The sequence below is a fragment of the Pseudomonas sp. genome, from assembly GCF_002796985.1.
Classification (GTDB): domain Bacteria; phylum Pseudomonadota; class Gammaproteobacteria; order Pseudomonadales; family Pseudomonadaceae; genus Pseudomonas.
Genome location: NZ_PEKX01000008.1, coordinates 276,522 through 301,038, shown reverse-complemented (window position 1 = coordinate 301,038; position 24,517 = coordinate 276,522). Strand labels below are relative to the sequence as shown.

At 63.7% G+C, this 24,517-nt stretch carries 22 protein-coding genes; 8 read left to right on the top strand and 14 right to left on the bottom strand.

The features are described 5' to 3' along the window. Nucleotides 1-63 precede the first annotated feature (63 nt). Nucleotides 64-687 carry a 23S rRNA (uridine(2552)-2'-O)-methyltransferase RlmE gene (gene rlmE / locus CTR55_RS14050; RefSeq protein ID WP_296287051.1) on the bottom strand — a complete coding sequence of 208 codons (624 nt, stop codon included), beginning with the start codon at nucleotides 685-687 and terminating at the stop codon, nucleotides 64-66. A gap of 78 nt (nucleotides 688-765) precedes the next feature. On the opposite strand from rlmE, the gene CTR55_RS14045 reads away from it, so the two are divergent. After that, a complete protein-coding gene (locus CTR55_RS14045) occupies nucleotides 766-1,080 on the top strand; it encodes a YhbY family RNA-binding protein (RefSeq protein ID WP_296287048.1) in 315 nt (104 codons plus the stop codon). Nucleotides 1,081-1,122: 42 nt separating this feature from the next. Here CTR55_RS14045 and CTR55_RS14040 read toward each other — a convergent pair whose 3' ends face one another. The 9 genes from CTR55_RS14040 to grpE form a co-directional block, all read right to left on the bottom strand. After that, a complete protein-coding gene (locus CTR55_RS14040; RefSeq protein WP_296287135.1) occupies nucleotides 1,123-1,527 on the bottom strand; it encodes a DUF4149 domain-containing protein in 405 nt (134 codons plus the stop codon). Between the two features lie 10 nt (nucleotides 1,528-1,537). Continuing rightward, nucleotides 1,538-2,014 (bottom strand): transcription elongation factor GreA, encoded by a 477-nt coding sequence (gene greA, locus CTR55_RS14035; RefSeq protein ID WP_296287047.1) that lies wholly within the window; start codon nucleotides 2,012-2,014, stop codon nucleotides 1,538-1,540. After that, nucleotides 2,011-5,232: a carbamoyl-phosphate synthase large subunit gene (gene carB, locus CTR55_RS14030; protein ID WP_296287046.1), complete on the bottom strand. Its 3,222-nt coding sequence runs from the start codon at nucleotides 5,230-5,232 to the stop codon at nucleotides 2,011-2,013. The genes greA and carB overlap by 4 nt, the downstream gene beginning before the upstream one ends. Before the next feature lie 19 nt (nucleotides 5,233-5,251). Beyond that, complete coding sequence (gene leuE / locus CTR55_RS14025; protein WP_296287045.1) at nucleotides 5,252-5,905, bottom strand: leucine efflux protein LeuE; 654 nt, start codon at nucleotides 5,903-5,905, stop codon at nucleotides 5,252-5,254. A 31-nt stretch (nucleotides 5,906-5,936) separates the two neighbouring features. After that, on the bottom strand, nucleotides 5,937-7,073 hold the full coding sequence (gene carA, locus CTR55_RS14020) for a glutamine-hydrolyzing carbamoyl-phosphate synthase small subunit (RefSeq protein WP_296287044.1): 1,137 nt from the start codon (nucleotides 7,071-7,073) through the stop codon (nucleotides 5,937-5,939). A 187-nt stretch (nucleotides 7,074-7,260) separates the two neighbouring features. After that, a complete protein-coding gene (gene dapB / locus CTR55_RS14015; RefSeq protein WP_296287043.1) occupies nucleotides 7,261-8,067 on the bottom strand; it encodes a 4-hydroxy-tetrahydrodipicolinate reductase in 807 nt (268 codons plus the stop codon). Between the two features lie 79 nt (nucleotides 8,068-8,146). After that, entirely contained in the window at nucleotides 8,147-9,277 is a 1,131-nt protein-coding gene (gene dnaJ, locus CTR55_RS14010) for a molecular chaperone DnaJ (RefSeq protein WP_296287041.1), read from the bottom strand. 122 nt (nucleotides 9,278-9,399) lie between these two features. Then, nucleotides 9,400-11,316 (bottom strand): molecular chaperone DnaK, encoded by a 1,917-nt coding sequence (gene dnaK, locus CTR55_RS14005; protein WP_296287035.1) that lies wholly within the window; start codon nucleotides 11,314-11,316, stop codon nucleotides 9,400-9,402. Between the two features lie 90 nt (nucleotides 11,317-11,406). Then, the gene (gene grpE, locus CTR55_RS14000; RefSeq protein WP_296287034.1) at nucleotides 11,407-11,970 is read right to left on the bottom strand and encodes a nucleotide exchange factor GrpE; all 564 of its coding nucleotides are present in this window, start codon (nucleotides 11,968-11,970) and stop codon (nucleotides 11,407-11,409) included. Between the two features lie 197 nt (nucleotides 11,971-12,167). Between grpE and recN the strand changes: the two genes are divergently transcribed. Beyond that, the gene (gene recN, locus CTR55_RS13995; protein WP_296287033.1) at nucleotides 12,168-13,844 is read left to right on the top strand and encodes a DNA repair protein RecN; all 1,677 of its coding nucleotides are present in this window, start codon (nucleotides 12,168-12,170) and stop codon (nucleotides 13,842-13,844) included. A gap of 147 nt (nucleotides 13,845-13,991) precedes the next feature. Here recN and fur read toward each other — a convergent pair whose 3' ends face one another. Further along, nucleotides 13,992-14,396 (bottom strand): ferric iron uptake transcriptional regulator, encoded by a 405-nt coding sequence (gene fur / locus CTR55_RS13990; RefSeq protein WP_296287032.1) that lies wholly within the window; start codon nucleotides 14,394-14,396, stop codon nucleotides 13,992-13,994. A gap of 96 nt (nucleotides 14,397-14,492) precedes the next feature. Here fur and CTR55_RS13985 point away from each other — a divergent pair, with 96 nt between their 5' ends. Next, on the top strand, nucleotides 14,493-15,029 hold the full coding sequence (locus tag CTR55_RS13985) for an outer membrane protein assembly factor BamE (RefSeq protein WP_296287031.1): 537 nt from the start codon (nucleotides 14,493-14,495) through the stop codon (nucleotides 15,027-15,029). A gap of 73 nt (nucleotides 15,030-15,102) precedes the next feature. Here the strand turns inward: CTR55_RS13985 and CTR55_RS13980 are convergent, their stop codons facing one another. After that, the gene (locus CTR55_RS13980; protein WP_296287030.1) at nucleotides 15,103-15,411 is read right to left on the bottom strand and encodes an RnfH family protein; all 309 of its coding nucleotides are present in this window, start codon (nucleotides 15,409-15,411) and stop codon (nucleotides 15,103-15,105) included. Further along, nucleotides 15,404-15,838 (bottom strand): type II toxin-antitoxin system RatA family toxin, encoded by a 435-nt coding sequence (locus tag CTR55_RS13975; protein ID WP_296287029.1) that lies wholly within the window; start codon nucleotides 15,836-15,838, stop codon nucleotides 15,404-15,406. The genes CTR55_RS13980 and CTR55_RS13975 overlap by 8 nt, the downstream gene beginning before the upstream one ends. Before the next feature lie 154 nt (nucleotides 15,839-15,992). Here CTR55_RS13975 and smpB point away from each other — a divergent pair, with 154 nt between their 5' ends. Further along, nucleotides 15,993-16,472 (top strand): SsrA-binding protein SmpB, encoded by a 480-nt coding sequence (gene smpB, locus CTR55_RS13970; RefSeq protein ID WP_017518965.1) that lies wholly within the window; start codon nucleotides 15,993-15,995, stop codon nucleotides 16,470-16,472. A gap of 39 nt (nucleotides 16,473-16,511) precedes the next feature. Here smpB and CTR55_RS13965 read toward each other — a convergent pair whose 3' ends face one another. Continuing rightward, nucleotides 16,512-17,288 (bottom strand): FCD domain-containing protein, encoded by a 777-nt coding sequence (locus CTR55_RS13965; protein ID WP_296287028.1) that lies wholly within the window; start codon nucleotides 17,286-17,288, stop codon nucleotides 16,512-16,514. A 342-nt stretch (nucleotides 17,289-17,630) separates the two neighbouring features. Here CTR55_RS13965 and CTR55_RS13960 point away from each other — a divergent pair, with 342 nt between their 5' ends. The 4 genes from CTR55_RS13960 to CTR55_RS13945 all read left to right on the top strand — a co-directional run bounded on the left by CTR55_RS13960 (nucleotide 17,631) and on the right by CTR55_RS13945 (nucleotide 24,480). Then, entirely contained in the window at nucleotides 17,631-19,307 is a 1,677-nt protein-coding gene (locus CTR55_RS13960; protein ID WP_296287027.1) for a lactate permease LctP family transporter, read from the top strand. A 115-nt stretch (nucleotides 19,308-19,422) separates the two neighbouring features. Beyond that, nucleotides 19,423-20,568: an FMN-dependent L-lactate dehydrogenase LldD gene (gene lldD, locus CTR55_RS13955; RefSeq protein WP_296287026.1), complete on the top strand. Its 1,146-nt coding sequence runs from the start codon at nucleotides 19,423-19,425 to the stop codon at nucleotides 20,566-20,568. Between the two features lie 168 nt (nucleotides 20,569-20,736). Then, nucleotides 20,737-23,547 carry an FAD-binding and (Fe-S)-binding domain-containing protein gene (locus CTR55_RS13950; protein WP_296287024.1) on the top strand — a complete coding sequence of 937 codons (2,811 nt, stop codon included), beginning with the start codon at nucleotides 20,737-20,739 and terminating at the stop codon, nucleotides 23,545-23,547. Between the two features lie 255 nt (nucleotides 23,548-23,802). After that, nucleotides 23,803-24,480, top strand: coding sequence for a response regulator (locus CTR55_RS13945; RefSeq protein ID WP_296287023.1), 678 nt, complete (start codon nucleotides 23,803-23,805; stop codon nucleotides 24,478-24,480). Nucleotides 24,481-24,517 lie beyond the last annotated feature (37 nt).

Sequence of the window (24,517 nt, the reverse complement as noted above, 5' to 3'; positions counted from 1 at the left end):
GCTTTCACCGGCACAAGCAAAACCAGCAAGGCATAGACCAATAGCCGGCCCAATCATTCCAGTCTAGGCGCCACGAAAGCCTCGTGCGAGCAGATACTGCTCCCGCGATCGGTCGCGGGACGACAGCGGTTTGCGCATCTGCACCTTCTCGAAGTTCTCGCGAACCATCTTGTGGTAAGCGTCGAAACCCTCACCCTGGAAAATCTTGATCAGGAAGTCCCCCCCCGGACGCAGCACACGCGTGCACAGGTCCAGGGCCAGCTCGCAGAGGAACATGGCACGAGGCATGTCCACGGCGGGCAGTCCACTCATATTGGGGGCCATATCGGAAATCACAAGGTCTACCGGATTTTCTCCGATGGCCTCGAGCAATTGAGCAAACACGACGTCCTCAGTGAAGTCACCCTGGATGAAGGTAACGTCCGGGATACTGTCCATCGGCAGAATGTCCGACGCGATCAGAGTTCCCTTGTCGCCGATCACCCGGCTGGTGACCTGCGACCAGCCGCCCGGCGCGGCGCCGAGGTCGACCACGGTCATGCCCGGGCGCAGGATGCGATCCTTCTCCTGGATTTCCAGCAGCTTGTAGCTGGCGCGCGAGCGGTAACCGTCGCGCTGTGCCATCTTCACGTACGGATCGTCGAAATGTTCTTTCAGCCAGCGATGGCTAGTCTTGGAACGGGCCACGTATTACCTCGTCTGAGCGGCATCCCGGTATAACCGAAACTCGGGTAGAATATCCGCCTTTTTCCCAGGGGTCAGATTATGGCGCTCTCTCAGGAGCAGAAAAAGCAGTTCAAATCTATCGGGCATCACCTGAAACCCGTATTGACCGTTGCTGAAAACGGTCTGTCGGAGGGTGTAATGGCCGAGCTTGAACGTGCGCTCAACGATCATGAACTGATCAAGGTGCAATTCCGCATCACCGAACGTGACGATCGTCGCGCACTGATCGATGAGCTCTGCCAGAACGGTAGCTGCGAACTGGTCCAGAGCATCGGCAAGATGGCGCTGATCTATCGCCGCAATCCCAAGCCGAACAAGAACCTGTCGAACATCAGCCGCTACAGCGGCCTCTGACAGTCAAGACCGGCAACGCGGAGCCGGCAAGGCTCCGCCGCGTCAGCTCCGTCCTTCCCGTTCCGGCACCGGCTGCAGCACCAGCAGCAATCCGCACAGTGCCACCACCAGGTAGTTGAACAGCAGCCAGCGCTGAGCGTCCGGCGCTACGTGGCGCACCACGAAATACGCCGCCACCATCACCAGCACGGTGAGCAGCAACTGCCCTCGCGTTTCGCGAACGAAGGCAGCGAATCCGCGCGCCTGCCAGAGCACCAGGGCCTGGAGCATCACGCAGAAGCCGGCGAAGCCCAGCAACAGCGGCTTCAGCCCGTCAGCGACGGTCTCCACCAGCAGTGGCGCCAAGCCGATCTTGTCCAGCGCAGGCAACACCACGAACTGCAACAGCCAGAGGCCGCCAACCCAGAATGTCTGGGCCAGCAGCCAACTGATGGTGCCAGCGCTCAGGGATTGCCGATCAGCTGTGGCGGACTTCAACGATCTCGTACTCGACGTCGCCGCCCGGAGTCTTCACCAGAACGGCATCGCCCTCGGTCTTGCCGATCAGCGCACGGGCGATCGGCGAGTTGACTGAGATTTTGCTGTTCTTGATGTCCGCCTCGTCGTCGCCGACGATCTGGTAAGTCACGGTCTCGTCGGTCTCGACGTTGGCGATATCCACGGTGGTGCCGAAGATCACCTTGCCGCTGTGCGGAATGGTGGTCACGTCGATGATCTGCGCATTGGACAGCTTGGCCTCGATATCGCGGATACGAGCCTCGGACATGCCCTGCTGCTCACGAGCGGCGTGGTATTCGGCGTTTTCCTTGAGGTCACCCAGTTCACGCGCTTCGGCGATCGCCTGGGTGATCTGCGGACGCAGAACGGTTTTCAGGTACTTCAGTTCTTCTTCCAGGGCGCGAGAGCCCTGGACGGTCATTGGAAATTTGCTCATGCGTTGATCCCTGCATGGAGATCCTGCAGACGGCGAACGGTCTTCTCGGGACCGAACTTGAGCGCCTCACAGATCGCCTGCCCCGCCGCGATGGTGGTGGTGCAGTAGATCTTGTGCTGCAGGGCGTTACGACGGATGGAATATGAGTCAGCGATGGACTGGCGACCTTCGGTGGTGTTGATGATCAGGGTGACCTCGTCATTCTTGATCATGTCGACCACGTGAGGACGGCCCTCGGTCACTTTGTTCACGCGACGTACCGGCAGACCGGCAGCCTCGATCACCTTGGCAGTGCCGGCGGTGGCCACTACCTCGAAGCCCAGCGCAACCAGATCGCGGGCGACCTGAACGGCTTGCGGCTTATCGTCCTCGCGGACGCTGATGAAGGCGCAACCGGCGTTCGGCAGGATTTCGCTGGCACCCAGCTGGGCCTTGGCGAATGCCTCACCGAAGCTGTCGCCGACCCCCATCACCTCGCCAGTGGACTTCATCTCTGGGCCGAGGATCGGGTCGACGCCCGGGAACTTGGCGAACGGGAACACCGCTTCCTTGACGCTATAGTACGGCGGGATCACCTCCTGGGTGAAGCCGACTTCGGCCAGGGACTTGCCAGCCATGACGCGGGCCGCAACTTTGGCCAGCGATTCGCCGATGCACTTGGAGACGAACGGTACGGTACGGGACGCGCGCGGGTTCACCTCGATCACGTAGATGTCCTCGCCCTGCACGGCCATCTGCACGTTCATCAAGCCGACCACGCCCAGCTCCAGGGCCATTTTCTTGACCTGTTCGCGGATCTCGTCCTGGATGTGCTTGGGCAGCGAGTACGGCGGCAGCGAGCAGGCGGAGTCACCGGAGTGCACGCCGGCCTGTTCGATGTGCTGCATGATTGCGCCGATCACCACGGTCTCGCCGTCGCAGACCGCATCGATGTCGACTTCGATGGCGCAGTTCAGGAAGCGGTCCAGCAGCACCGGGCTGTCGTTGGACACCTTCACGGCTTCGCGCATGTAGCGCTTGAGCTCTTCTTCCTGGTAGACGATTTCCATGGCGCGGCCGCCCAGCACGTAGGACGGGCGCACCACCATCGGGTAGCCGATGCTCTTCGACAGCTCCAGGGCCTGGTCTTCGCTGCGCGCGGTGGCGTTGGCCGGCTGGCGCAGGTTCAGGCGCTGGACCATCTGCTGGAAGCGCTCGCGGTCTTCGGCGCGGTCAATGGCGTCCGGGCTGGTACCGATGATCGGTACGCCGGCTTCTTCCAGGGCGCGGCAGAGTTTCAGCGGGGTCTGGCCGCCGTACTGCACGATCACACCCTTGGGCTGCTCGACGCGGACGATTTCCAGCACGTCTTCCAGGGTCACCGGCTCGAAGTACAGGCGGTCGGACGTGTCGTAGTCGGTGGAGACGGTCTCCGGGTTGCAGTTGACCATGATGGTCTCGTAACCGTCTTCACGCATGGCCAGCGCGGCGTGTACGCAGCAGTAGTCGAACTCGATGCCCTGGCCGATACGGTTCGGACCGCCGCCCAGGATCATGATCTTGTCGCGAGTCGACGGATTGGCTTCGCACTCTTCCTCGTAGGTCGAGTACATGTAGGCAGTGTCGGTGGCGAACTCTGCGGCGCAGGTGTCCACGCGCTTGTACACCGGCAGCACCTTGAGCTTGTGGCGATGGTTGCGCAGGTTCTTTTCGGTGACACCCAGCAGGGTAGCCAGGCGCGCATCGGAGAAGCCTTTGCGCTTGAGCTTGTACATCAGGTCGCGGTCGATGGCCGACAGACCCAGGGTCTTCACCCGCTCCTCGTCCTTGATCAGGTCTTCGATCTGCACCAGGAACCACTCGTCAACGTGGGTCAGCGCGAAGACTTCAGCGATGCTCTTGCCGGCGCGGAAAGCGTCAGCGATGTACCAGATACGGTCAGCATTGGGCACGCTCAGCTCACGCTTGAGGATACCTTCGGCTTCGGGGTTGCTCAGGTCGACTTTCGGATCGAAACCGGTAGCGCCAACTTCCAGGCCACGCAGGGCTTTCTGCATGGACTCCTGGAAGGTACGGCCGATGGCCATGACTTCACCCACGGATTTCATCTGGGTGGTCAGGCGGGCGTCGGCCTTCGGGAACTTCTCGAAGGCGAAACGCGGGATCTTGGTGACGACGTAGTCGATTGCCGGCTCGAAGGACGCCGGGGTGCGGCCGCCGGTGATGTCGTTCTGCAGCTCGTCGAGGGTGTAACCGACGGCCAGCTTGGCGGCAATCTTGGCGATCGGGAAGCCGGTGGCCTTGGAGGCCAGTGCCGACGAACGCGATACGCGCGGGTTCATCTCGATCACGACCATGCGGCCTGTGTTCGGGCAGATACCGAACTGCACGTTGGAACCGCCGGTTTCCACACCGATCTCACGCAGCACCGCCAGCGAGGCGTTGCGCATGATCTGGTATTCCTTGTCGGTCAGGGTCTGTGCCGGCGCCACGGTGATCGAGTCACCGGTGTGCACACCCATCGCGTCGAAGTTCTCGATGGCGCAGACGATGATGCAGTTGTCCTTCTTGTCACGGACCACCTCCATCTCGTATTCCTTCCAGCCGATCAGCGACTCGTCGATCAGCAGCTCGCTGGTGGGCGACAGGTCCAGACCGCGGGCACAGATCTCTTCGAACTCTTCACGGTTGTAGGCGATGCCACCGCCGGTGCCGCCCATGGTGAAGGACGGACGGATGATGCACGGGAAGTTGACCTTCTCCAGCACGCCGTAGGCTTCTTCCATGGTGTGGGCGATGCCCGAGCGCGGGCAGGCCAGGCCGATGTCGCGCATGGCCTTGTCGAAGCGCGAACGGTCTTCGGCCTTGTCGATGGTGTCGGCGTTGGCGCCGATCATTTCCACGCCGAACTGCTCGAGCACGCCGTGGCGCTCTAGGTCCAGGGCGCAGTTCAGAGCGGTCTGGCCGCCCATGGTCGGCAGCAGCGCGTCAGGGCGCTCCTTCTCGATGATCTTGGCAACGGTCTGCCACTTGATCGGCTCGATGTAGGTGGCGTCGGCCATGGCCGGGTCGGTCATGATGGTGGCCGGGTTGGAGTTCACCAGGATGACACGGAAGCCTTCTTCCTTCAGGGCCTTGCAGGCCTGTGCGCCGGAGTAGTCGAACTCGCAGGCCTGGCCGATGACGATCGGGCCGGCGCCGAGGATCAGGATGCTCTTGATGTCTGTACGCTTGGGCATGGGACTCTCGTTGCAATATTCAGGAAAGGGTTGCGCTGGCCAGCTTCACGCCAAAGCCGACGAACAGGGCGCCGACGCCACTCGAGGCGCCGGCAGCCAGCCGTTGCCGCCGACGGAACCAGGCCGCCAGACGCACACCGGAGAAAATCAGGAAACTCAGGTACAGGGCGCTGATGATCTCGAGGATCGTGCCCAGCACCAGGAACGACAGGCCGGGGTAGGCGTAACCCGGGTCGACGAACTGGATGAAGAAGGAAATGAAGAAGAGGATCGCCTTGGGGTTGGACAGGCTCAGCAGCAGCGCCTTGCGGAACGGCTGGTTGACGTCGACTTCCTTGGCCGGCGTGGCGGCCGCGTCCAGCGGCTGGCGCAGTTTCTGCCAGCCGCCGCGGAGCATGCCGATACCCAGGTAAAACAGGTAGGCAGCGCCGACGTACTTCAGGCCCAGGAACAGCATCGGCTCGGCCTTGAGCACCGAGGCGATTCCCAGCGCCGACAGGAACATCAGGATCGCATCACCGAGGAACACCGCGCTCGCCGCCCGATAGCCCGAAGCCACGCCGCGCTGGGCGGCGGTGGCGAGGACGAACAGCGAGTTCGGCCCCGGCAGCAGGACGATGAACAACGTACCCAGGACGTAGGTCCAGAGGTCGGTGATTCCCAGGGTCGGCATCATCTTCTTTCCCTCTCTTTCGAGCTCGGACTCAGCGGCGCTCGGCCATCGCCGCGATGAAGCGGTCGAACAGCGGAGCCACGTCGTGCGGACCAGGGCTGGCTTCCGGGTGACCCTGGAAGCTGAAGGCCACCTTGTCGGTGCGCTCGATACCCTGCAGGGTGCCGTCGAACAGCGACTTGTGGGTGGCGCGCAGGTTGGCAGGCATGCTGCCTTCATCCACCGCGAAACCGTGGTTCTGGCTGGTGATCATCACCACGCCCGAGTCCAGGTCTTGTACCGGGTGGTTGGCACCGTGGTGGCCGTGACCCATCTTCAGGGTCTTGGCGCCGGAGGCCAGGGCCAGCAACTGGTGGCCGAGGCAGATGCCGAAGACCGGAATCTCGGTGTCGAGGAACTCGCGGATGGCCTGGATGGCGTAGTCGCACGGCTCGGGGTCGCCAGGGCCGTTGGAGAGGAAGATGCCGTCCGGGTTCAGGGCGAGCACTTCACTGGCCGGGGTCTGCGCCGGCACGACAGTCAGGCGGCAGCCGCGGGCAACCAGCATGCGCAGGATGTTCAGCTTCACGCCGAAATCGTAGGCGACCACGTGGTACGGCAGGTCAGCGGCGGCGATATCCGGGTGGCTGTCAGTTTCCAGGTTCCACACGCTGGAACGCCATTCGTAGCGTTCGGTGGAGGAAACGACTTTCGCCAGGTCCATACCTTTCAGGCCCGGGAAGCCGCGCGCCAGTTCAAGGGCTTTTTCCTCGGTGGCGTCGTCGCCGACTAGGATGCAGCCGTTCTGCGACCCCTTCTCGCGCAGGATGCGGGTCAGGCGGCGGGTGTCGATGCCAGCGATGGCGACGGTGCCGTTCTCTTTCAGGTAGTCCGGCAGGGACTGCTTGTCGCGCCAGCTGCTGGAAAGCAGCGGCAGGTCACGAATGATCAGGCCGGCGGCCCAGACCTTGTTCGACTCGGCGTCTTCGGGCGTCGTGCCGGTATTGCCGATGTGCGGGTAGGTCAGGGTGACGATCTGTTGGGCGTAGGAAGGATCGGTGAGGATTTCCTGGTAGCCGGTCATGGCGGTGTTGAACACCACCTCTCCGACGGTCTGGCCGTCGGCGCCGATGGCTTCACCGCGAAAAACGCTGCCGTCGGCAAGTGCAAGTATGGCTGGCTTAGTCAAGAAGACCTCCCGTAGTTCAAGCCTGGCTGGGCGTGCGCAGATTGTAAAAAAGCGGGATGACATCTGAAGAAGTCATCCCGCTTTTTATGTGATCATGCTGCGCTACTTTTAGTGGACACACTAAAGCTGTAGTTTACAGAAATGCGACATCATGGTCCACCTTTTGCACGACGTATGGCCATGCCACTCAGCGCAGGCCGAGTACATCCTGCATGTCGTACAGGCCATTGCCCTGCCCTTCCAGCCACTGCGCAGCGCGCACGGCACCACGCGCGAAGGTCATGCGGCTCGATGCCTTGTGGGTGATCTCCACCCGCTCACCATCGGCGGCAAACAGCACGGTGTGGTCGCCCACCACGTCGCCAGCGCGCACGGTAGCGAAGCCGATGGTCTCGCGCGGACGCGCACCGGTCTGACCCTCGCGGCCGTATACAGCCACCTTTTCCAGATCACGCCCCAATGCATTGGCAACCACTTCGCCCATGCGCAGCGCCGTGCCGGAGGGCGCATCAACCTTATGACGGTGATGCGCTTCGAGGATCTCGATATCCACGTCGTCGCCCAGAACGCGAGCGGCGGTGTCGAGCAGCTTCAGGCAGAGATTGACGCCAACGCTGTAGTTGGCCGCGAAGACAATCGGGATGTCCTTCGCCGCCTCACTCAACAGCTCTTTCTCCGCTGCGCTGAAGCCGGTGGTACCGATGACCATGGCCTTACCAGCTTTGCGGCAGACTTCCAGGTTCTTCAGGGTCACGGTCGGATGAGTGAAGTCGATCAGCACGTCGAACTCCTCGACCACCTTAGCCAGGTCGCCCGACAGCGGCACGCCGATACGCCCCAGACCGGCCAGTTCGCCAGCGTCCGCGCCCACCAGAGTGCTGTCCGGGCGATCGACCGCCGCGGTCAGGCCCGCGCTGCCATTGGTCTGCTGGACCGCCTCGATCAGCGTCTTGCCCATGCGCCCGGCGGCGCCCATTACGGCTATACGTCGCATAAAAACAGCTCCTGGCTGTAAGCCGCAGGCGGCAGGCGGCAAGCTCCTGAAGCCTGCCGCCAGCAGCCTGCCGCTGAAGTTAAAGATCGTCGAAGAAGCGCTTCATGCCTTCGAACCAGCCACTGGCCTTGGGCGAGTGGGAAGAGTTGCCCTGCAGGGTATTGCGGAACTCTTCGAGCAGCTCGCGCTGACGCTTGTCCAGGTTGACCGGAGTCTCGATCACCACACGGCACATCAGGTCACCAGCACCACCGCCACGCACCGGAGCAACGCCCTTGCCGCGCAGGCGGAACAGTTTGCCAGTCTGAGTACCCTCGGGAATCTTCAGCTTCACGCGGCCATCCAGGGTCGGCACTTCCAACTCGCCACCCAGGGCCGCGTCGGAGAAGCTGATCGGCACTTCGCAGTACAGATGCTTGCCATCGCGCTGGAAGATGTCGTGCTCGCGCACGTTGACCACCACATACAGGTCGCCGGCCGGGCCACCATGGGCACCCGCCTCGCCTTCACCCGTCAGGCGGATGCGATCACCGGTATCGACGCCGGCCGGCACTTTCACCGACAGGGTCTTGTGCTCTTCCACGCGCCCCTGACCGTGGCATGAGCCACAGGGGTCGGTGATCATCTTGCCGCTGCCATGGCAACGCGGGCAGGTTTGCTGCACCGAGAAGAAGCCCTGCTGCATGCGCACCTGACCGATACCACCGCAAGTGGTACAGGTGACCGGCGTGGTGCCGGGCTTGGCGCCGCTGCCGCTGCAGGTCTTGCAGCCGACCAAGGTGGGGACACGGATGGTCACGGTGGTACCGCGCACCGCATCTTCCAGATCCAGGTCGAGGGTGTAGCGCAGGTCCGCGCCCCGCGCCGGGCCACCACGGGAGCCGCCGCGTCCGCCAGCGCCACCGAAGAAGTCGCTGAAGACATCACCGAAGATGTCCGAGAAGCTCGCGCCGCCGAAGCCCGCGCCACCGCCACCCATCTGCGGGTCGACGCCGGCATGGCCGTACTGATCGTAGGCCGCACGCTTGCTCGCGTCGGACAGGACCTCGTACGCCTCGTTGGCCTCCTTGAATTTATCCTCGGACTCCTTGTCGCCGGGATTGCGGTCCGGGTGGAACTTCATGGCGAGCCGGCGATAGGCCTTCTTCAGGTCCGCTTCGCTGGCGCCACGCTCGACACCCAGTACCTCATAAAAATCACGTTTGGCCATAACTTTCCTGCACCTTAAAAACCTCTCCCCCAGACACGCCGACGCGGGAGCAAGCTCCCGCGTGGCGTTTCATGCGCGCTGACACAATCGCCAGCGCGCCGGAGCGGAAGCAAGCACGCGGCTTACTTGTTCTCCTTGACCTCTTCGAACTCGGCATCGACGACATCGTCGCCAGCCTTGTCGTCAGCGGCCTCGCCCTGAGCGGCAGCACCCGGCTGCGGCTGTTCGGCGTACATTTTCTGCGCCAGCGGAGTGGTCGCCTGGGACAGCGCGTTCATCTTCGCGTCGATCTCGGCCTTATCGTCGCCTTTCACGGCAACTTCCAGCTCACCGAGCGCTTTCTCGATGGCGGCTTTCTCCTCGGCAGTGGCTTTGTCGCCAGCCTCGGTGACCATCTTGCGAGTCGCGTGGACCAGCGCATCACCCTGGTTGCGGGCAGCGGCCAGCTCCTCGAACTTGCGGTCTTCCTCGGCATTTGCCTCGGCGTCGCGGACCATCTGCTGGATCTCGTCCTCGGACAGACCGGAGGAAGCCTTGATCACGATGGACTGCTGCTTGCCGGTGGCCTTGTCCTTGGCACCTACGTGCAGGATACCGTTGGCGTCGATGTCGAAGGTCACTTCGATCTGCGGCACACCGCGCGGAGCCGGCGGGATGTCGGCCAGGTCGAACTTGCCCAGCGACTTGTTCTGCCCGGCTTGCTTGCGCTCGCCCTGCAGAACGTGGATGGTCACGGCGCCCTGGTTGTCATCGGCAGTGGAGAACACCTGCGACTTCTTGGTCGGGATGGTGGTGTTCTTGTCGATCAGCGCGGTCATCACGCCGCCGAGGGTTTCGATACCCAAGGTCAGCGGGGTGACGTCGAGCAGCAGCACGTCCTTCACGTCGCCGGCCAGAACGGCACCCTGGATAGCAGCACCCATGGCGACGGCTTCGTCCGGGTTGACGTCCTTGCGCGCTTCCTTGCCGAAGAACTCGGCAACGGTCTTCTGCACCAGCGGCATGCGGGTCTGGCCGCCGACCAGGATCACTTCGTCGATCTTCGACACGTCCAGGCCGGCGTCTTTCAGCGCAACGCGGCACGGCTCGATGGTGCGGGTGACCAGGTCTTCCACCAGGGATTCCAGCTTGGCGCGGGAAACCTTGACGTTCAGGTGTTTCGGGCCGGAAGCGTCAGCGGTGACGTACGGCAGGTTGACGTCGGTCTGCTGGGTCGAGGACAGCTCGATCTTGGCCTTCTCGGCAGCTTCCTTCAGGCGCTGCATGGCCAGCGGGTCGCCCTTCAGGTCCATGCCGGACTCTTTCTTGAACTCTTCAACGAGGTAGTCGATCAGGCGCAGGTCGAAGTCTTCACCGCCGAGGAAGGTGTCACCGTTGGTGGCCAACACTTCGAACTGGTGCTCGCCATCGACTTCGGCGATCTCGATCACGGAAACGTCGAAGGTACCGCCGCCCAGGTCATAGACGATGATGGTGTGGTCGCCCTTGGCCTTGTCCAGGCCGTAGGCCAGCGCCGCCGCGGTCGGTTCGTTGATGATGCGCTTGACGTCGAGCCCTGCGATGCGGCCGGCGTCCTTGGTGGCCTGACGCTGGCTGTCGTTGAAGTAGGCCGGAACGGTGATGACCGCTTCGGTGACCGGCTCGCCCAGGTAATCCTCGGCGGTCTTCTTCATCTTCTTCAGGACTTCGGCGGAGACCTGCGGCGGAGCCATCTTCTGGCCCTTGGCCTCGACCCATGCGTCGCCGTTGTCAGCCTTGACGATCTTGTAAGGCACCATCTTGATGTCTTTCTGTACGACGTCTTCTTCGAAACGACGGCCGATCAGGCGCTTGACGGCGTACAGGGTGTTGGTCGGGTTGGTCACGGCCTGGCGCTTCGCCGGCTGACCCACCAGGATTTCGCCGTCGTTGGCGTAGCCGATGATCGACGGGGTGGTACGAGCGCCTTCGGCGTTCTCGATGACCTTGACGTTACCGTTCTCCAGGATGGACACACAGGAGTTGGTGGTCCCCAGGTCGATACCAATGATTTTGCCCATATTTCACTCTCCAGAAATTAGATTCCGCGCTGACCCTGTTGCGGGTCTTTGGCTCGGTTGATTACCCAGATGGGGACCGGGTGGTGGATTTCAAGCCTTCTCGTCGATCGAAGGCGGGGTTTGTTCCGGCGCCTTGCTGACCACGACCATGGCCGGACGCAGCAGGCGGCCATTGAGCAGGTACCCCTTCTGGAACACCTTGACCACACTGCCCGGCTCGAGGCGAATGCTCTCTTCCATGGCCATGGCCTGGTGGTGTTCAGGGTTGAACGGCTCGCCGTGCGGGTCGACCGGTTCGAGGTTGTAGCGCTTCAAGGTGTCGTGGAACATTTTCAGCGTCAGCTCGATGCCTTCGCGCATCGGCTTGATCACTTCGTCTTCCGGGTTCGACATCTCCAGCGCGCGCTCGAGGGTATCGACGATCGGCAGCAGGTCGCCGGCGAACTTCTCCAGCGCGAACTTGTGCGCTTTTTCCACGTCCTGCTCGGCACGGCGGCGGACGTTCTGCAGTTCGGCGACGGCGCGCAGGCTCTGATCCTTCGCCGCGGCGACCTGCTCTTCCAGTTCCAGCACGCGGGCGTTCAGATCCCCGTTAGCGCCGGCTTCGGGCTGCTCGTTGAACTGGGAATCCTGAGTCTGTTGTTCGTCAGACATGCCACTCTCCTAAAAAGAAAATAAGCCTTTGAAAACAAGGCGAACCCAATGGTCCGCGGCTCTGCCGTGTATATGGGGCGCAATTTTTTGACTTCAAGGGCACCCGCCCCATGAGCAGCACCCAGGCAACGAGAGGGAATTGCCAGCGCATGAAAATACTGTATAAATAACCAGACATTTCTGCGGAGCCGCCGCCCATGCTGGTTCATCTGTCCGTGCACAACTACGCCATCGTCGAGCATCTGGATCTCGAGCTCGCCGCCGGCATGACCGTGATCACCGGCGAAACCGGCGCCGGCAAGTCGATCATGCTCGACGCCCTCGGCCTAGCCCTGGGCGACCGAGCCGATAGCGGCGTGGTGCGTCCCGGTTCCGACAAGGCGGACATTCTTGCCAGCTTCGATGTCAGCGCCATTGCCGAAGCCCGCGACTGGCTCGCCGAGCGCGATCTGGAGCAGGACGGCCCGTGCATCCTGCGCCGAGTGATCACCGCCGAGGGACGCTCGCGCGCCTATATCAATGGCACGCCCTGTCCGCTGGGCGACCTCAAGCACCTGGGCGAGCTGCTGATCGACATCCACAGCCAACACGAGCACCAGTCGCTGCTCAAGGCCGACACCCACCGCCGCCTGCTCGACGAATTCGCCGGCAGCCAGGATCTGGCCCGCCAGGTGCATCTCGCCGCACAGCGCTGGAAGCAGACCCGCCAGGAGCTGGAGCGAATTTCCCGCAACGGTGACGAACAGCGAGCCCGCCACCAGTTGCTCAGCTACCAGTTGGAAGAACTGGAAAACCTCGGCCTCGGCGACAACGAACTGGAGCTGCTGGAGGCCGAACACAAGACCCAGAGCAACGCCGGCAGCCTGATTGCCGCCTGCCGCCAGGTCGTCGAGCTGTGCAGTGAAAGCGATGCCGGCAACGTGCTGTCAGCTCTGACTTCCAGCCTCAACCGCCTGACCGCCTTCCAGAGCCAGCCGACCGCCCTGGGCGAAGCGGTGAACCTGCTGTCCAGCGCACAGATCCAGGTGGAGGAAGCCATCGGCGAGTTGAACCGTTTCGTCGATCATTTCGACGCCGATCCGCTACGCCTGCAGCAACTCGAAGAGCGCATGGACGCCATCTATAGCCTGGCGCGCAAACACCGCGTGCAGCCCCATGAATTACAGGACCTGCAGCAACGCCTGCTGGACGAACTGGATGCGCTGAACGCCGACGATGAAGCCGTCGAACGCCTGGGCGACGAATTGGCCGCCTATGCCCGCCACTACCAGGAAAAGGCCGAGGAACTCAGCCAGATCCGCCAGGAGGCCGCACCAAAACTGGCGAAAGCCGTGGAAGTGGAGATGCAGCGCCTGGGCATGCCCGGCGGACGCTTCGCCATTGATTTGCGCGAGGCCAGCTCTGACGAACCACAGGCAAACGGCCGGGAGCACCTGGAGTTCCTCGTCAGCGCCAACCCCGGACAACCGATGAAGGGACTGGCGAAGGTCGCCTCGGGCGGCGAATTGTCGCGCATCAGCTTGGCGATCCAGGTGATCACCGCACAGACTTCGCGTATTCCCACCCTGGTCTTCGACGAAGTGGACGTCGGCATCGGCGGCCCCACCGCTGAAGTGGTCGGCCAGCTGCTGCGTCGTCTCGGCGGTCGCGGCCAGGTACTGACCGTCACCCATCTGCCGCAGGTCGCAGCCCAGGGCCACCAGCACCTGTTCGTGCACAAGGACCGCGACACCAGCGAAACCCGCACCGCCGTGGCCAATCTGAAAAAGGCCGAACGCATCGAGGAAGTCGCCCGCATGCTCGGCGGCGTCGACCTGACCAAGGAATCCCTGGCCCACGCGCGCAAGATGGTCGACTCCGCCGTACAAGGCTGACACTCACCTGTAGGAGCGAGCCTGCTCACGAACCACGTAGCGCCAGCGTGGCCAGATAACACGTTCGCGAGCAAGCTCGCTCCTACAGACAAGCTGCATAAACGAAAACGGCGACCCAAGGGTCGCCGTTTCTGCATCCGCGCGCGCTTACTTCTTCTTGCGCACGTAGAGCACCAGATTGTGATCGACGAGCTCGAAGCCGCGCTCGCGAACGATCTCCCTCTGGCGTTTCTCGATTTCCGAGTCCATGAACTCGATGACTTCGCCGGTATCGACGCAGACCATGTGATCATGGTGACCGCTGTCGGCCAACTCGAAGACGGCATGGCCGCCATCGAAGTTGTGGCGCACCACCAGGCCGGCGGCTTCGAACTGGGTCAGGACGCGGTAGACGGTGGCCAGGCCAACGTCCTCACCCGCCTCCATCAGCGCTTTGTAAACGTCCTCTGCGCTCATGTGGCGCTGCTCGGCGGAATCGAGCATCTGGAGGATCTTGACGCGCGGCAGTGTGACCTTCAGTCCGGCTTTGCGCAGTTCGCTATTTTCAACCATGTGTGCTTTCTCGGCGCGGAATGCTTCGCAGCATCTCTCAATACAGGTATGATCGGGATTTCGTCGCTCAGCCAAGATAGTGGAAGTCACCCCTTGATGCAAAACGCCAAGCTCATGCTGACCAGTCTCGCTTTCGGGCTGGGACTCGCCGCACTCGCCGGTTGCTCGTTCCCGGGGGTCTACAAGATCGACATTCAGCAGGGCAACGTTGTAACGCAGGACATGATAGACCAGTTGAAGCCCGGAATGACCCGGCGCCAAGTGCGGTTTATCATGGGCAACCCCCTGATCGTGGATACTTTCCACCCCAACCGCTGGGACTACCTGTACAGCATCCAGCCCGGCGGCGGTCAGCGCCAACAGGAGCGGATGAGCCTGTACTTCGGCCAGAACGACCAACTGGTTGGCCTCAACGGCGACTTCATGCCAGGCGTCAGCCGCGACGAGTCGATCCTCGGCAAGGAAGGCACTCCAGCCACCACGCCGTCGCAGCCGACCCAGCAGCAACCTGAACAGCCCAAGGAAGAACCGGCCAAGCCCGGCTCCGTGGAAGAGCAGATCCAGAAGGAAGTCGACCAGGTGGAAACCGTACCGATCCCGACTCCGGAACCGCTGGACAAGAATCCGCAGTAACGGATTCGCTCCAACGAAAAAGCCCGGCCAATGCCGGGCTTTTTGTTGCCTGTGATTTCTTCTGCCGCCGAAGCTAACCCCGCGCAGCCTTGGCCCTTGCAGCCCGCTGCTTGCGTACTTCCTTGGGATCGGCGATCAGCGGACGGTAGATTTCCACCCGCTCGCCCTCATCCAGCATACGCTCCTCGGGCCTGGCCACCGCCTTGCCGAAGATACCCAGCGCGCAACTCTGCACATCCAGGCCGGGAAACTGCCCAGCGATACCAGACAGCAGCACCGCCTCACGCATCCGCGTACCACGCGGAACGCTCAGACGCAGCAGCGCCTGCTTCTCCGGCAACGCGTAGACGACCTCGATGGCGATGCTCGCGGACTCAGCCATGGAGCTGCTTGGCGCGCTGGCAGAAGGCGTCGACCATGGTATTCGCCGCCTGGGTGAACAGGGGGCCGAGGGTTGCTTTCACCAAGGCGCCGGCGTAGTCGAAGGTCAAATCGAGGGAAATCTTGCAGGCCTTGTCGCCCAGGGCCTTGAAGGTCCAGACGCCATGCAGCTGGGAAAACGGCCCTTCCTCGAGATTCATCTCGATACTTTGGCCTGGCACCAGCGCATTGTGGGTGGTGAAGCGCTGGGTAATGCTGCCTTTGGCCACGGTCAGCTCGGCGCGCATGGCGGTCTCGCTGTCCTCCAGCACGCTGGAGGCGGAACACCAGGGCAGGAACTCCGGGTAGCGCGCCACATCGTTGACCAGGTCGTACAGCGCCTTCGCCGGATAGGGCAGCAGCGCCGAACGCTGGATATGCGTGCTCATAGACGTCTCGCTTGGTTGTGGGGCGTTTCATACGCCCGCTGCTCAAAAAAACAGCGCACATTGTCCGAGATTAGCCACACACCCTCAAGCTTGCATGCCGTCGCACGTTGTCCCGATAGCGGCGCGGCGAGCGACTCCCTATAATGCGCGGCCTATGGCTAAACAGAAGAAACACCCTTCGGGGACCATCGCGCAGAACAAGAAGGCTCTGCACGACTACTTCATCGAGCAGCGCTTCGAGGCGGGCGTCGCCCTGGCCGGCTGGGAAGTGAAAAGCCTGCGCGCCGGCAAGGCGCAGCTGGTGGACAGCTACGTGCTGCTCAAGGATGGCGAAGCGTGGCTGCTGGGCAGCCACATCACGCCGCTGACCACTGCCAGCACCCACGTCATCGCCGACCCGGTGCGCACGCGCAAGCTGCTGCTGCACAAGCGCGAGCTGGGCAAGCTGTTCGGCGCCGTGCAGCAGAAAGGCTACGCCTGCGTCGCGCTGTCGATGTACTGGAAGAAGCACCTGATCAAGTGCGAGATCGCACTGGCCAAGGGCAAGAAAGAGTACGACAAGCGCGGCACCGAGAAGGAGCGCGACTCCGACCGGGAAATCCAGCGCGCCATTCGTCACGGCAAGGACGACTGAGTCCTTTCGCGCCCTCCTCCACCGAGGGCGCGCTGTCGCTCAGACGTCTACCGTACCCTGGCGGCGCTGTGCCCGCTGCAGGCGCAATTCCTTCGCCTGCACCTCGGCCAGCACTTCCTGCACGTAGTCGATATGCCGCTGGGAAATTTCCCGCGCCGCTTCCGCGTGCCCGCCGATAATTGCCTCGTATAACTCGCGGTGCTGACGCATCAGTTGCTCGCGAGTCTCGCCACGTTGCGCGTACATCCCACCAATGTTGGTCACCACATTGCGCTTGAGCAGGTCGAACAACCCGCGAATGGTGTGCAGCAACACGGCATTGTGGCTGGCCTCGGCGATGGCCAGATGGAAAGCCGCATCCGCAGCCCCCTCTTCCGCCCGACTCACCTTGCCCTGACGCTGGTAGCAATCCTGCAACGCATCGAAAGCCTGCCTGAGGCGCTGGTGATCCACCTCAGTCGCACGCTGCGCCGCGTAGTAGGCGCAGGAGCCTTCCAGGGTATGGCGAAACTCCAGCAAGTCGCGCTGCGCTTCCGGATTACTTTCCAGGAGTTGCAGCAGCGGGTCACTGAACATCGATCCCAACCCTTCGCTGACGTAGTTGCCGCCGCCCTGACGACTGATCAGCAGGCCTTTGGCGCCGAGCTTCTGGATCGCCTCGCGCAATGATGGCCGCGACACGCCGAACTGCTCGGCCAGCACGCGCTCGGCGGGCAGCCGCTCGCCGGCCTTGAGGGTGCCCTCAAGGATCATCGCCTCCAGCCGCTCGACGATGTCGTCCGACAGACGGCGTTGCTTGACCTGACCGAAACTCATGCGGGTGAACTCCCTCGCTCTCTCACTCTGGGCCGTGCTCTGGGCCACGATTTGCGCAGCGCGCGGCAGCCTACCCAGTGCCGCCGCCGGCAACAAGACCAGCGCCCCTTCCGACCACCCTCGACAAAAGTCACAGGGGCAGCAAATTGACAGGCCGCCAGCAGGGCTTTTACCCTGAGCGCTCAGCTTTGTAAATTGGTCATACCAATTTACCGGAAGCTGGATTGCACGACAACAGAAAGCCGCGATCAGTCGACCGTCTGCCCAAGCGCCACAAGCGCATCGGAATCGCCCGACCGGCAACCAGGCCCTCCACCCAAAAACAATTAGGGAGCCAACCAGATGCAAACCTGGCAGCAGATCTACACCCCGCTCGGCAGCCTCGGCCTGTCCGCGCTGGTCGCCGTCATCCCGATCGTGTTCTTCTTCCTCGCCCTCGCCGTGTTCCGCCTCAAGGGCCACGTCGCCGGCAGCATCACCCTCGCCCTCTCGATCATCATCGCCATCGCCGCCTTCGGCATGCCCGCCGACATGGCCATCGCCGCCGCCGGCTATGGCTTCGCCTACGGCTTGTGGCCGATCGCCTGGATCATCGTCGCAGCGGTGTTCCTCTACAAACTCACGGTCAAGAGCGGCCAGTTCGAAGTAATCCGCAGCTCGGTGCTGTCGATCACCGGCGACCAGCGTCTGCAGGTGCTGCTGATCGGCTTCTCCTTCGGTGCCTTCCTCGAAGGTGCGGCGGGCTTCGGCGCGCCGGTGGCGATCACCGCCGCCCTGCTCGTCGGCCTGGGCTTCAATCCGCTGTATGCCGCGGGCCTGTGCCTGATCGCCAACACCGCGCCGGTAGCCTTCGGCGCCCTGGGTATCCCGATCATCGTGGCGGGCCAGGTCACCGGCATCGACGCGTTCAAGATCGGCGCCATGACCGGCCGTCAACTGCCATTCCTGTCGATCCTCGTACCGTTCTGGCTGGTGTTCATGATGGACGGCTTCAAGGGTGTGAAGGAAACCTGGCCGGCCGCGCTGGTCGCGGGCGGCAGCTTCGCCATCACCCAGTACTTCACCTCCAACTTCATCGGCCCGGAACTGCCGGACATCACCTCCGCCCTGGTCAGCCTGATTTCCCTGACCCTGTTCCTCAAGGTCTGGCAGCCGGCCAGCGAGCGTGAAGCGGTCGCCACTGCTGGCGATGCTGCCGTCATGGGCGGCAAAGGTGCAAGCAGCGCCGAGCCCACACCCTACAGCTTCGGCGAGATCCTCAAGGCCTGGTCGCCCTTCCTGGTGCTGACCGTGCTGGTCACCATCTGGACCCTGAAGCCGTTCAAGGCGCTCTTCGCTCCGGGCGGCGCGCTGTACAACCTGGTGTTCAACTTCGCCATCCCGCACCTGGATCAGCTGGTGGTGAAGACCGCACCGATCGTCGCCAACCCGACGCCGATCGCCGCCGTGTTCAAACTGGACCCGGTCTCGGCCACCGGCACCGCGATCTTCTTCTCCGCGGTGATCTCGATGTTCATCCTGCGCATCAGCGCGAAAACTGGTCTGACCACCTTCAAGGAGACCCTGGTCGAGCTGAAGTGGCCGATCCTGTCCATCGGCATGGTGCTGGCCTTCGCCTTCGTCACCAACTACTCGGGCATGTCCACCACCCTGGCGCTGGTCCTGGCCGGCACCGGTGCGGCCTTCCCGTTCTTCTCGCCATTCCTCGGCTGGCTGGGCGTATTCCTCACCGGTTCGGATACTTCCTCCAACGCGCTGTTCAGCTCGCTGCAAGCCACCACCGCACACCAGATCGGGGTCAACGACACCCTGCTGGTAGCGGCCAACACCAGCGGCGGCGTGACCGGCAAGATGATCTCGCCGCAATCCATCGCCGTGGCCTGCGCCGCCACCGGCATGGTCGGCAAGGAATCCGACCTGTTCCGCTTCACCCTCAAGCACAGCCTGATGTTCGCCGCCATGGTGGGTCTGATCACCCTGGCCCAGGCGTACATCTTCACCGGCATGCTGGTTCACTAAGGCAAGAACCGACTCCGCGCTTCGGCGCGGAGATCCGCACAAAGCAGCTAAGGTCTTTCGAGGTCGGCAGCGCCAGCGCGGCGACCTCGACAAGCCCCACAACGATGAGACGCCCATGATCATCTCTGCCTCTACCGACTACCGCGCCGCAGCCCAACGCAAACTGCCGCCGTTCCTCTTCCACTACGCCGACGGCGGCGCCTACGCCGAGCGCACCCTGCGCAACAACGTCGACGACCTGGCAGGCATCGCCCTGCGCCAGCGCGTGCTGAAGAACATGTCCGAGCTGAGCCTGGAGACGAAGCTGTTCGACGAAACGTTGAGCATGCCCATCGCCCTGGCCCCGGTCGGCCTGACCGGCATGTACGCCCGGCGCGGCGAAGTCCAGGCAGCCCGCGCGGCGGCCGCGAAAGGCATCCCGTTCACCCTGTCGACAGTGTCGGTCTGCCCCATCGAGGAAGTCGCCCCGGCCATCGACCGGCCCATGTGGTTCCAGCTCTACGTGCTGAAGGACCGCGGCTTCATGCGCAACGCCCTGGAGCGCGCCAAGGCCGCTGGCGTGAAAACCCTGGTGTTCACCGTCGACATGCCGGTGCCCGGCGCCCGCTACCGCGACGCCCACTCCGGCATGAGTGGCCCGAACGCGCCGCTGCGTCGCGTCTGGCAAGCCATGACCCACCCGGCCTGGGCGCTGGACGTCGGCCTGCTGGGCAAGCCCCACGACCTGGGCAACATCTCCAAGTACCGCGGCAACCCTACCGGCCTGGCCGACTACATCGGCTGGCTGGGCAACAATTTCGACCCGTCGATTTCCTGGAAGGACCTGGAGTGGATCCGTGAGTTCTGGGACGGCCCGATGATCATCAAGGGCATCCTCGATCCAGAAGATGCCAAGGACGCCGTGAGATTCGGCGCCGACGGCATCATCGTCTCCAACCACGGCGGCCGCCAACTCGACGGCGTGCTCTCCAGCGCCCGCGCCTTGCCGGCGATTGCCGACGCGGTGAAGGGTGACCTGAAGATCCTCGCCGATTCCGGCATCCGCAACGGCCTGGACGTGGTGCGCATGATCGCCCTGGGCGCGGACACCGTGCTCATCGGCCGCGCCTTCCTCTACGCCCTGGCGACCCACGGCGAAGCCGGCGTGAAGAACCTGCTGGACCTGTTCGAGAAGGAAATGCGCGTGGCCATGGTGCTCACCGGCACCAAGTCCATCAGCGAGATCAGCCGCGACTCGCTGGTGCGCGAACTGGGCGCCTGACATCGCCCTCTGTAGGAGCGAGCTTGCTCGCGAACCTGCTCAGTTCCGTGCCTACCCGGTTCGCGAGCAAGCTCGCTCCTACAGAAAAGCGCACTCGGGTGCGCTCTACAAAAGAACACCGATGGACCGTCCAGCGGTCCACGCTCACCGATGATGACTGGAGCCGCCATGAGCCTCCCTGCCGCCTTCCTCGACACGGTAGAACACCTGATCCCCCGCGAGCGCCGCTTCGACGACCCGCTCTCGACCCTGGCCTTCGGCACCGACGCCAGCTTCTACCGGCTGATTCCCAAGCTGGTGATTCGCGTCGAAAGCGAAGACGAAGTCGCCATCTTGCTCAAGGCCGCCCACGCCCAGCAGGTCGCAGTGACCTTCCGCGCCGCCGGCACCAGCCTCTCCGGCCAGGCCGTGAGCGACTCGGTACTGCTGGTGCTGGGTGACAACTGGAACGGTCGCGACATTCGCGAGGGCGGCACGCAGATCCGCCTGCAGCCCGGCGTCATCGGCGCCCAGGCCAACGCCTGGCTGGCGCCCTTCGGCCGCAAGATCGGCCCGGACCCGGCCTCGATCAACGCCTGCAAGATCGGCGGCATCGTCGCCAACAACGCCAGCGGCATGTGCTGCGGCACCGCGCAGAACAGCTACCACACCCTGGCCGGCCTGCGCCTGCTGCTGGCTGACGGCACGCTGCTGGACAGCGAGCTTCCCGAGAGCGTCGCGGCCTTCCGCGACAGCCACGGCGCTCTGCTCGACCAGCTCGCCGAACTGGGCCGGCAAACCCGCGCCAACACCGAGCTGGCCGCGAAGATCCGCCACAAGTACCGGCTGAAGAACACCACTGGGCTGTCGCTGAACGCACTGGTCGATTACGACGAGCCGCTGGATATCCTCACCCACCTGATGGTCGGTTCCGAGGGAACCCTGGGCTTCATCAGCGCAGTCACCTACGACACCGTGCCGGACCACCCGCACAAGGCCAGCGCGCTGATCGTCTTCCCCGACGTGGAAACTTGCTGCAAGGCCGTGACCGTGCTCAAGCAGCAGCCGGTATCCGCCGTGGAGCTGTTGGACCGCCGCAGCCTGCGCTCGGTGGAAAACATGCAAGGCATGCCGGTGTGGGTGAAGAGCCTCTCCGAAGGCGCCTGCGCGCTGCTCATCGAGTCGCGCGCGGCGACCCAGTCGCTGCTGCACGAACAACTCGCGCAGATCAGCGCGTCCATCGCCAGTTACCCGGTGGAGAAGCAGGTCGACTTCAGCGAAGACCCGGTGGTCTACAACCAGCTCTGGCGCATCCGCAAGGACACCTTCCCAGCCGTCGGCGCGGTGCGCGAGACCGGCACCACGGTGATCATCGAGGACGTTACCTTCCCCGTCGAGCAGCTGGCCGAGGGTGTGAATCGCCTGATCGAGCTGTTCGACAAGCACGGCTACGACGAGGCCATCCTGTTCGGCCATGCGCTGGAAGGGAACCTGCACTTCGTCTTCACCCAGGGCTTCGAATCGCCTGAGCAGATTGCGCGCTACTCGGCCTTCATGGACGACGTTGCGCACCTGGTCGCCGTGGAGTACGGCGGCTCGCTCAAGGCCGAGCACGGCACTGGGCGCAACATGGCGCCCTTCGTCGAGCTGGAATGGGGCCATGACGCCTACCAGCTGATGTGGCAGTTGAAGCGACTGCTCGACCCGACCGGCATCCTCAACCCCGGCGTGGTACTGACCGACGACCCGCAGTTGCACCTGAAGAACCTCAAGCCGCTGCCGGCCGCCGACGAGATCGTCGACAAGTGCATCGAGTGCGGTTTCTGCGAACCGGTGTGCCCGTCCAAAGGGCTGACCCTCAGCCCGCGCCAGCGCATCGTTTTGTGGCGCGACATCCAGGCCAAGCGCCGCGCCGGCATCGACACCACGGAGCTGGAGCGCGACTACCACTACCAGGGCATCGACACCTGCGCCGCCACCGGCCTGTGCGCCCAGCGCTGCCCGGTGAACATCAACACCGGAGACTTGATCCGCAAGCTGCGCGGCAAGGAAGCGCATCACGCCGGCACCGCCACCTGGCTCGCGCGCAATTTCGCCACGGCCATGAAAGGCGCGAAGTTCATGCTGCATGCCGCCAATGGCGCGCGCAGGGTGCTCGGCGCGCCGCGCCTGGCTCGTCTCAGCGCCTCCATCAGCCACGCCAGCAAGGGCCGCGTGCCGCAGTGGACGCCGGCCATGCCGCAGCCCGTGCGCCTCGCAGCCACGTCGCAGCCTGTGGATAACGGCAAGCCGCGCGTCGTTTATCTCACCGCCTGCGTGTCCCGTGCCATGGGCCCGGCGGCTGCGGACGAAGAGCAGATGCCGCTGATCGACAAGACCCGCCAGTTGCTGGAGAAAGCCGGCTACCAGGTGGTCTTCCCGGACAACGCCGACAACCTCTGCTGCGGCCAGCCGTTCGCCTCCAAGGGCTACAAGGAGCAGGCCGACGCCAAGCGCGACGAACTGCTCGCCGAGCTGCTGCGCGCCAGCCGCGGCGGCCTCGACCCGATCTACTGCGATACCAGCCCGTGCACCCTGCGCCTGGTGCAGGAACTGGCGGACGACCGGCTGAAGATCTACGACCCGGTGAAGTTCATCCGCACGCACCTGGTCGAGCGCCTGGACTTCCAGCCGCAGGACAAACCGGTGGCCGTGCACGTCACCTGCAGCACCCAGCACCTGGGCGAAAGCCAGGCGCTGATCGACCTGGTCAAGCGCTGCACCCGCGAAGTGGTGATCCCCGAGGGTATCCATTGCTGCGGCTTCGCCGGCGACAAAGGCTTCACCACCCCCGAGCTGAACGCGCACTCGCTGCGCACACTCAAGGACGCGGTGCAGTACTGCGAGGAAGGCGTCTCCACCAGCCGCACCTGCGAGATCGGCCTGTCCGCCCACGGTGGCATCGACTATCGCGGTGTGGTCTATCTGGTCGACCGCGTCACCCGCGCCCGCCCGGTGTAACGCTCTTCGTAGGAGCGAGCTTGCTCGCGAACATCACGGCTTCGCTTCACCTCGTGACTTAGGTGAATCTCGGTTCGCGAGCAAGCTCGCTCCTACAGGTCCCGGTCCGCGTAGGTGCGGATTCCGTCCGCGATTGACCGCAGGCGGCACCAATTCGCCACTGCTCTTAAGACCTCGTTAAGCGAGCACTGTCACCCTCTGCCCTAACCGGATCACGCCAGCTATCCTGCTGCACAGGCCGTAGAGGGAACCCCCATGAGAATCCTGTTAGCAGAAGACGACCAGTTGCTGGGCGACGGCATCCGCGCGGGGCTGGGCCTGGAAGGCGACACCGTGGACTGGGTGAATGACGGCGTAGCCGCCGAACACGCCCTGGCCACCGACGAATTCGACCTACTGGTCCTCGACCTTGGCCTGCCACGCAAGGACGGCCTGGAAGTGCTGCGCAGCCTGCGCCGGCGCGGCGACCTGACGCCCGTGCTGATCCTCACCGCCCGCGACAAGGTGGCCGACCGCGTGGCCGGTCTCGACGCCGGCGCCGACGACTACCTGACCAAACCCTTCGACCTCGACGAACTGCTCGCCCGCGTCCGCGCCCTCACCCGCCGTCACACCGGCCGCGCCGCGCCCCTGCTGCAACACGGCGAGTTGGCGCTGGACCCGGCGACCCACCTGGTCAGCCTGGCTGGCTTACCGGTCGACCTGGCCCCGCGCGAGTACGCGTTGCTGCGCCTGCTACTGGAGCAGCGCGGCAAGGTACTGTCGCGCACCCGTCTGGTGGAAGCGCTCTACGGCTGGGATGGCGACCTGGAGAGCAACGCCATCGAAGTCCACATCCATCACCTGCGACGCAAACTGGGCAACGGCCTGATCCGCACCGTGCGCGGCATCGGCTACGGCATCGACCGCCCCGAAGGCGCCAGACAGTCTTGAGCGGTACCGTGCGCCGCGCCGGCTCCATCAGCCGCCG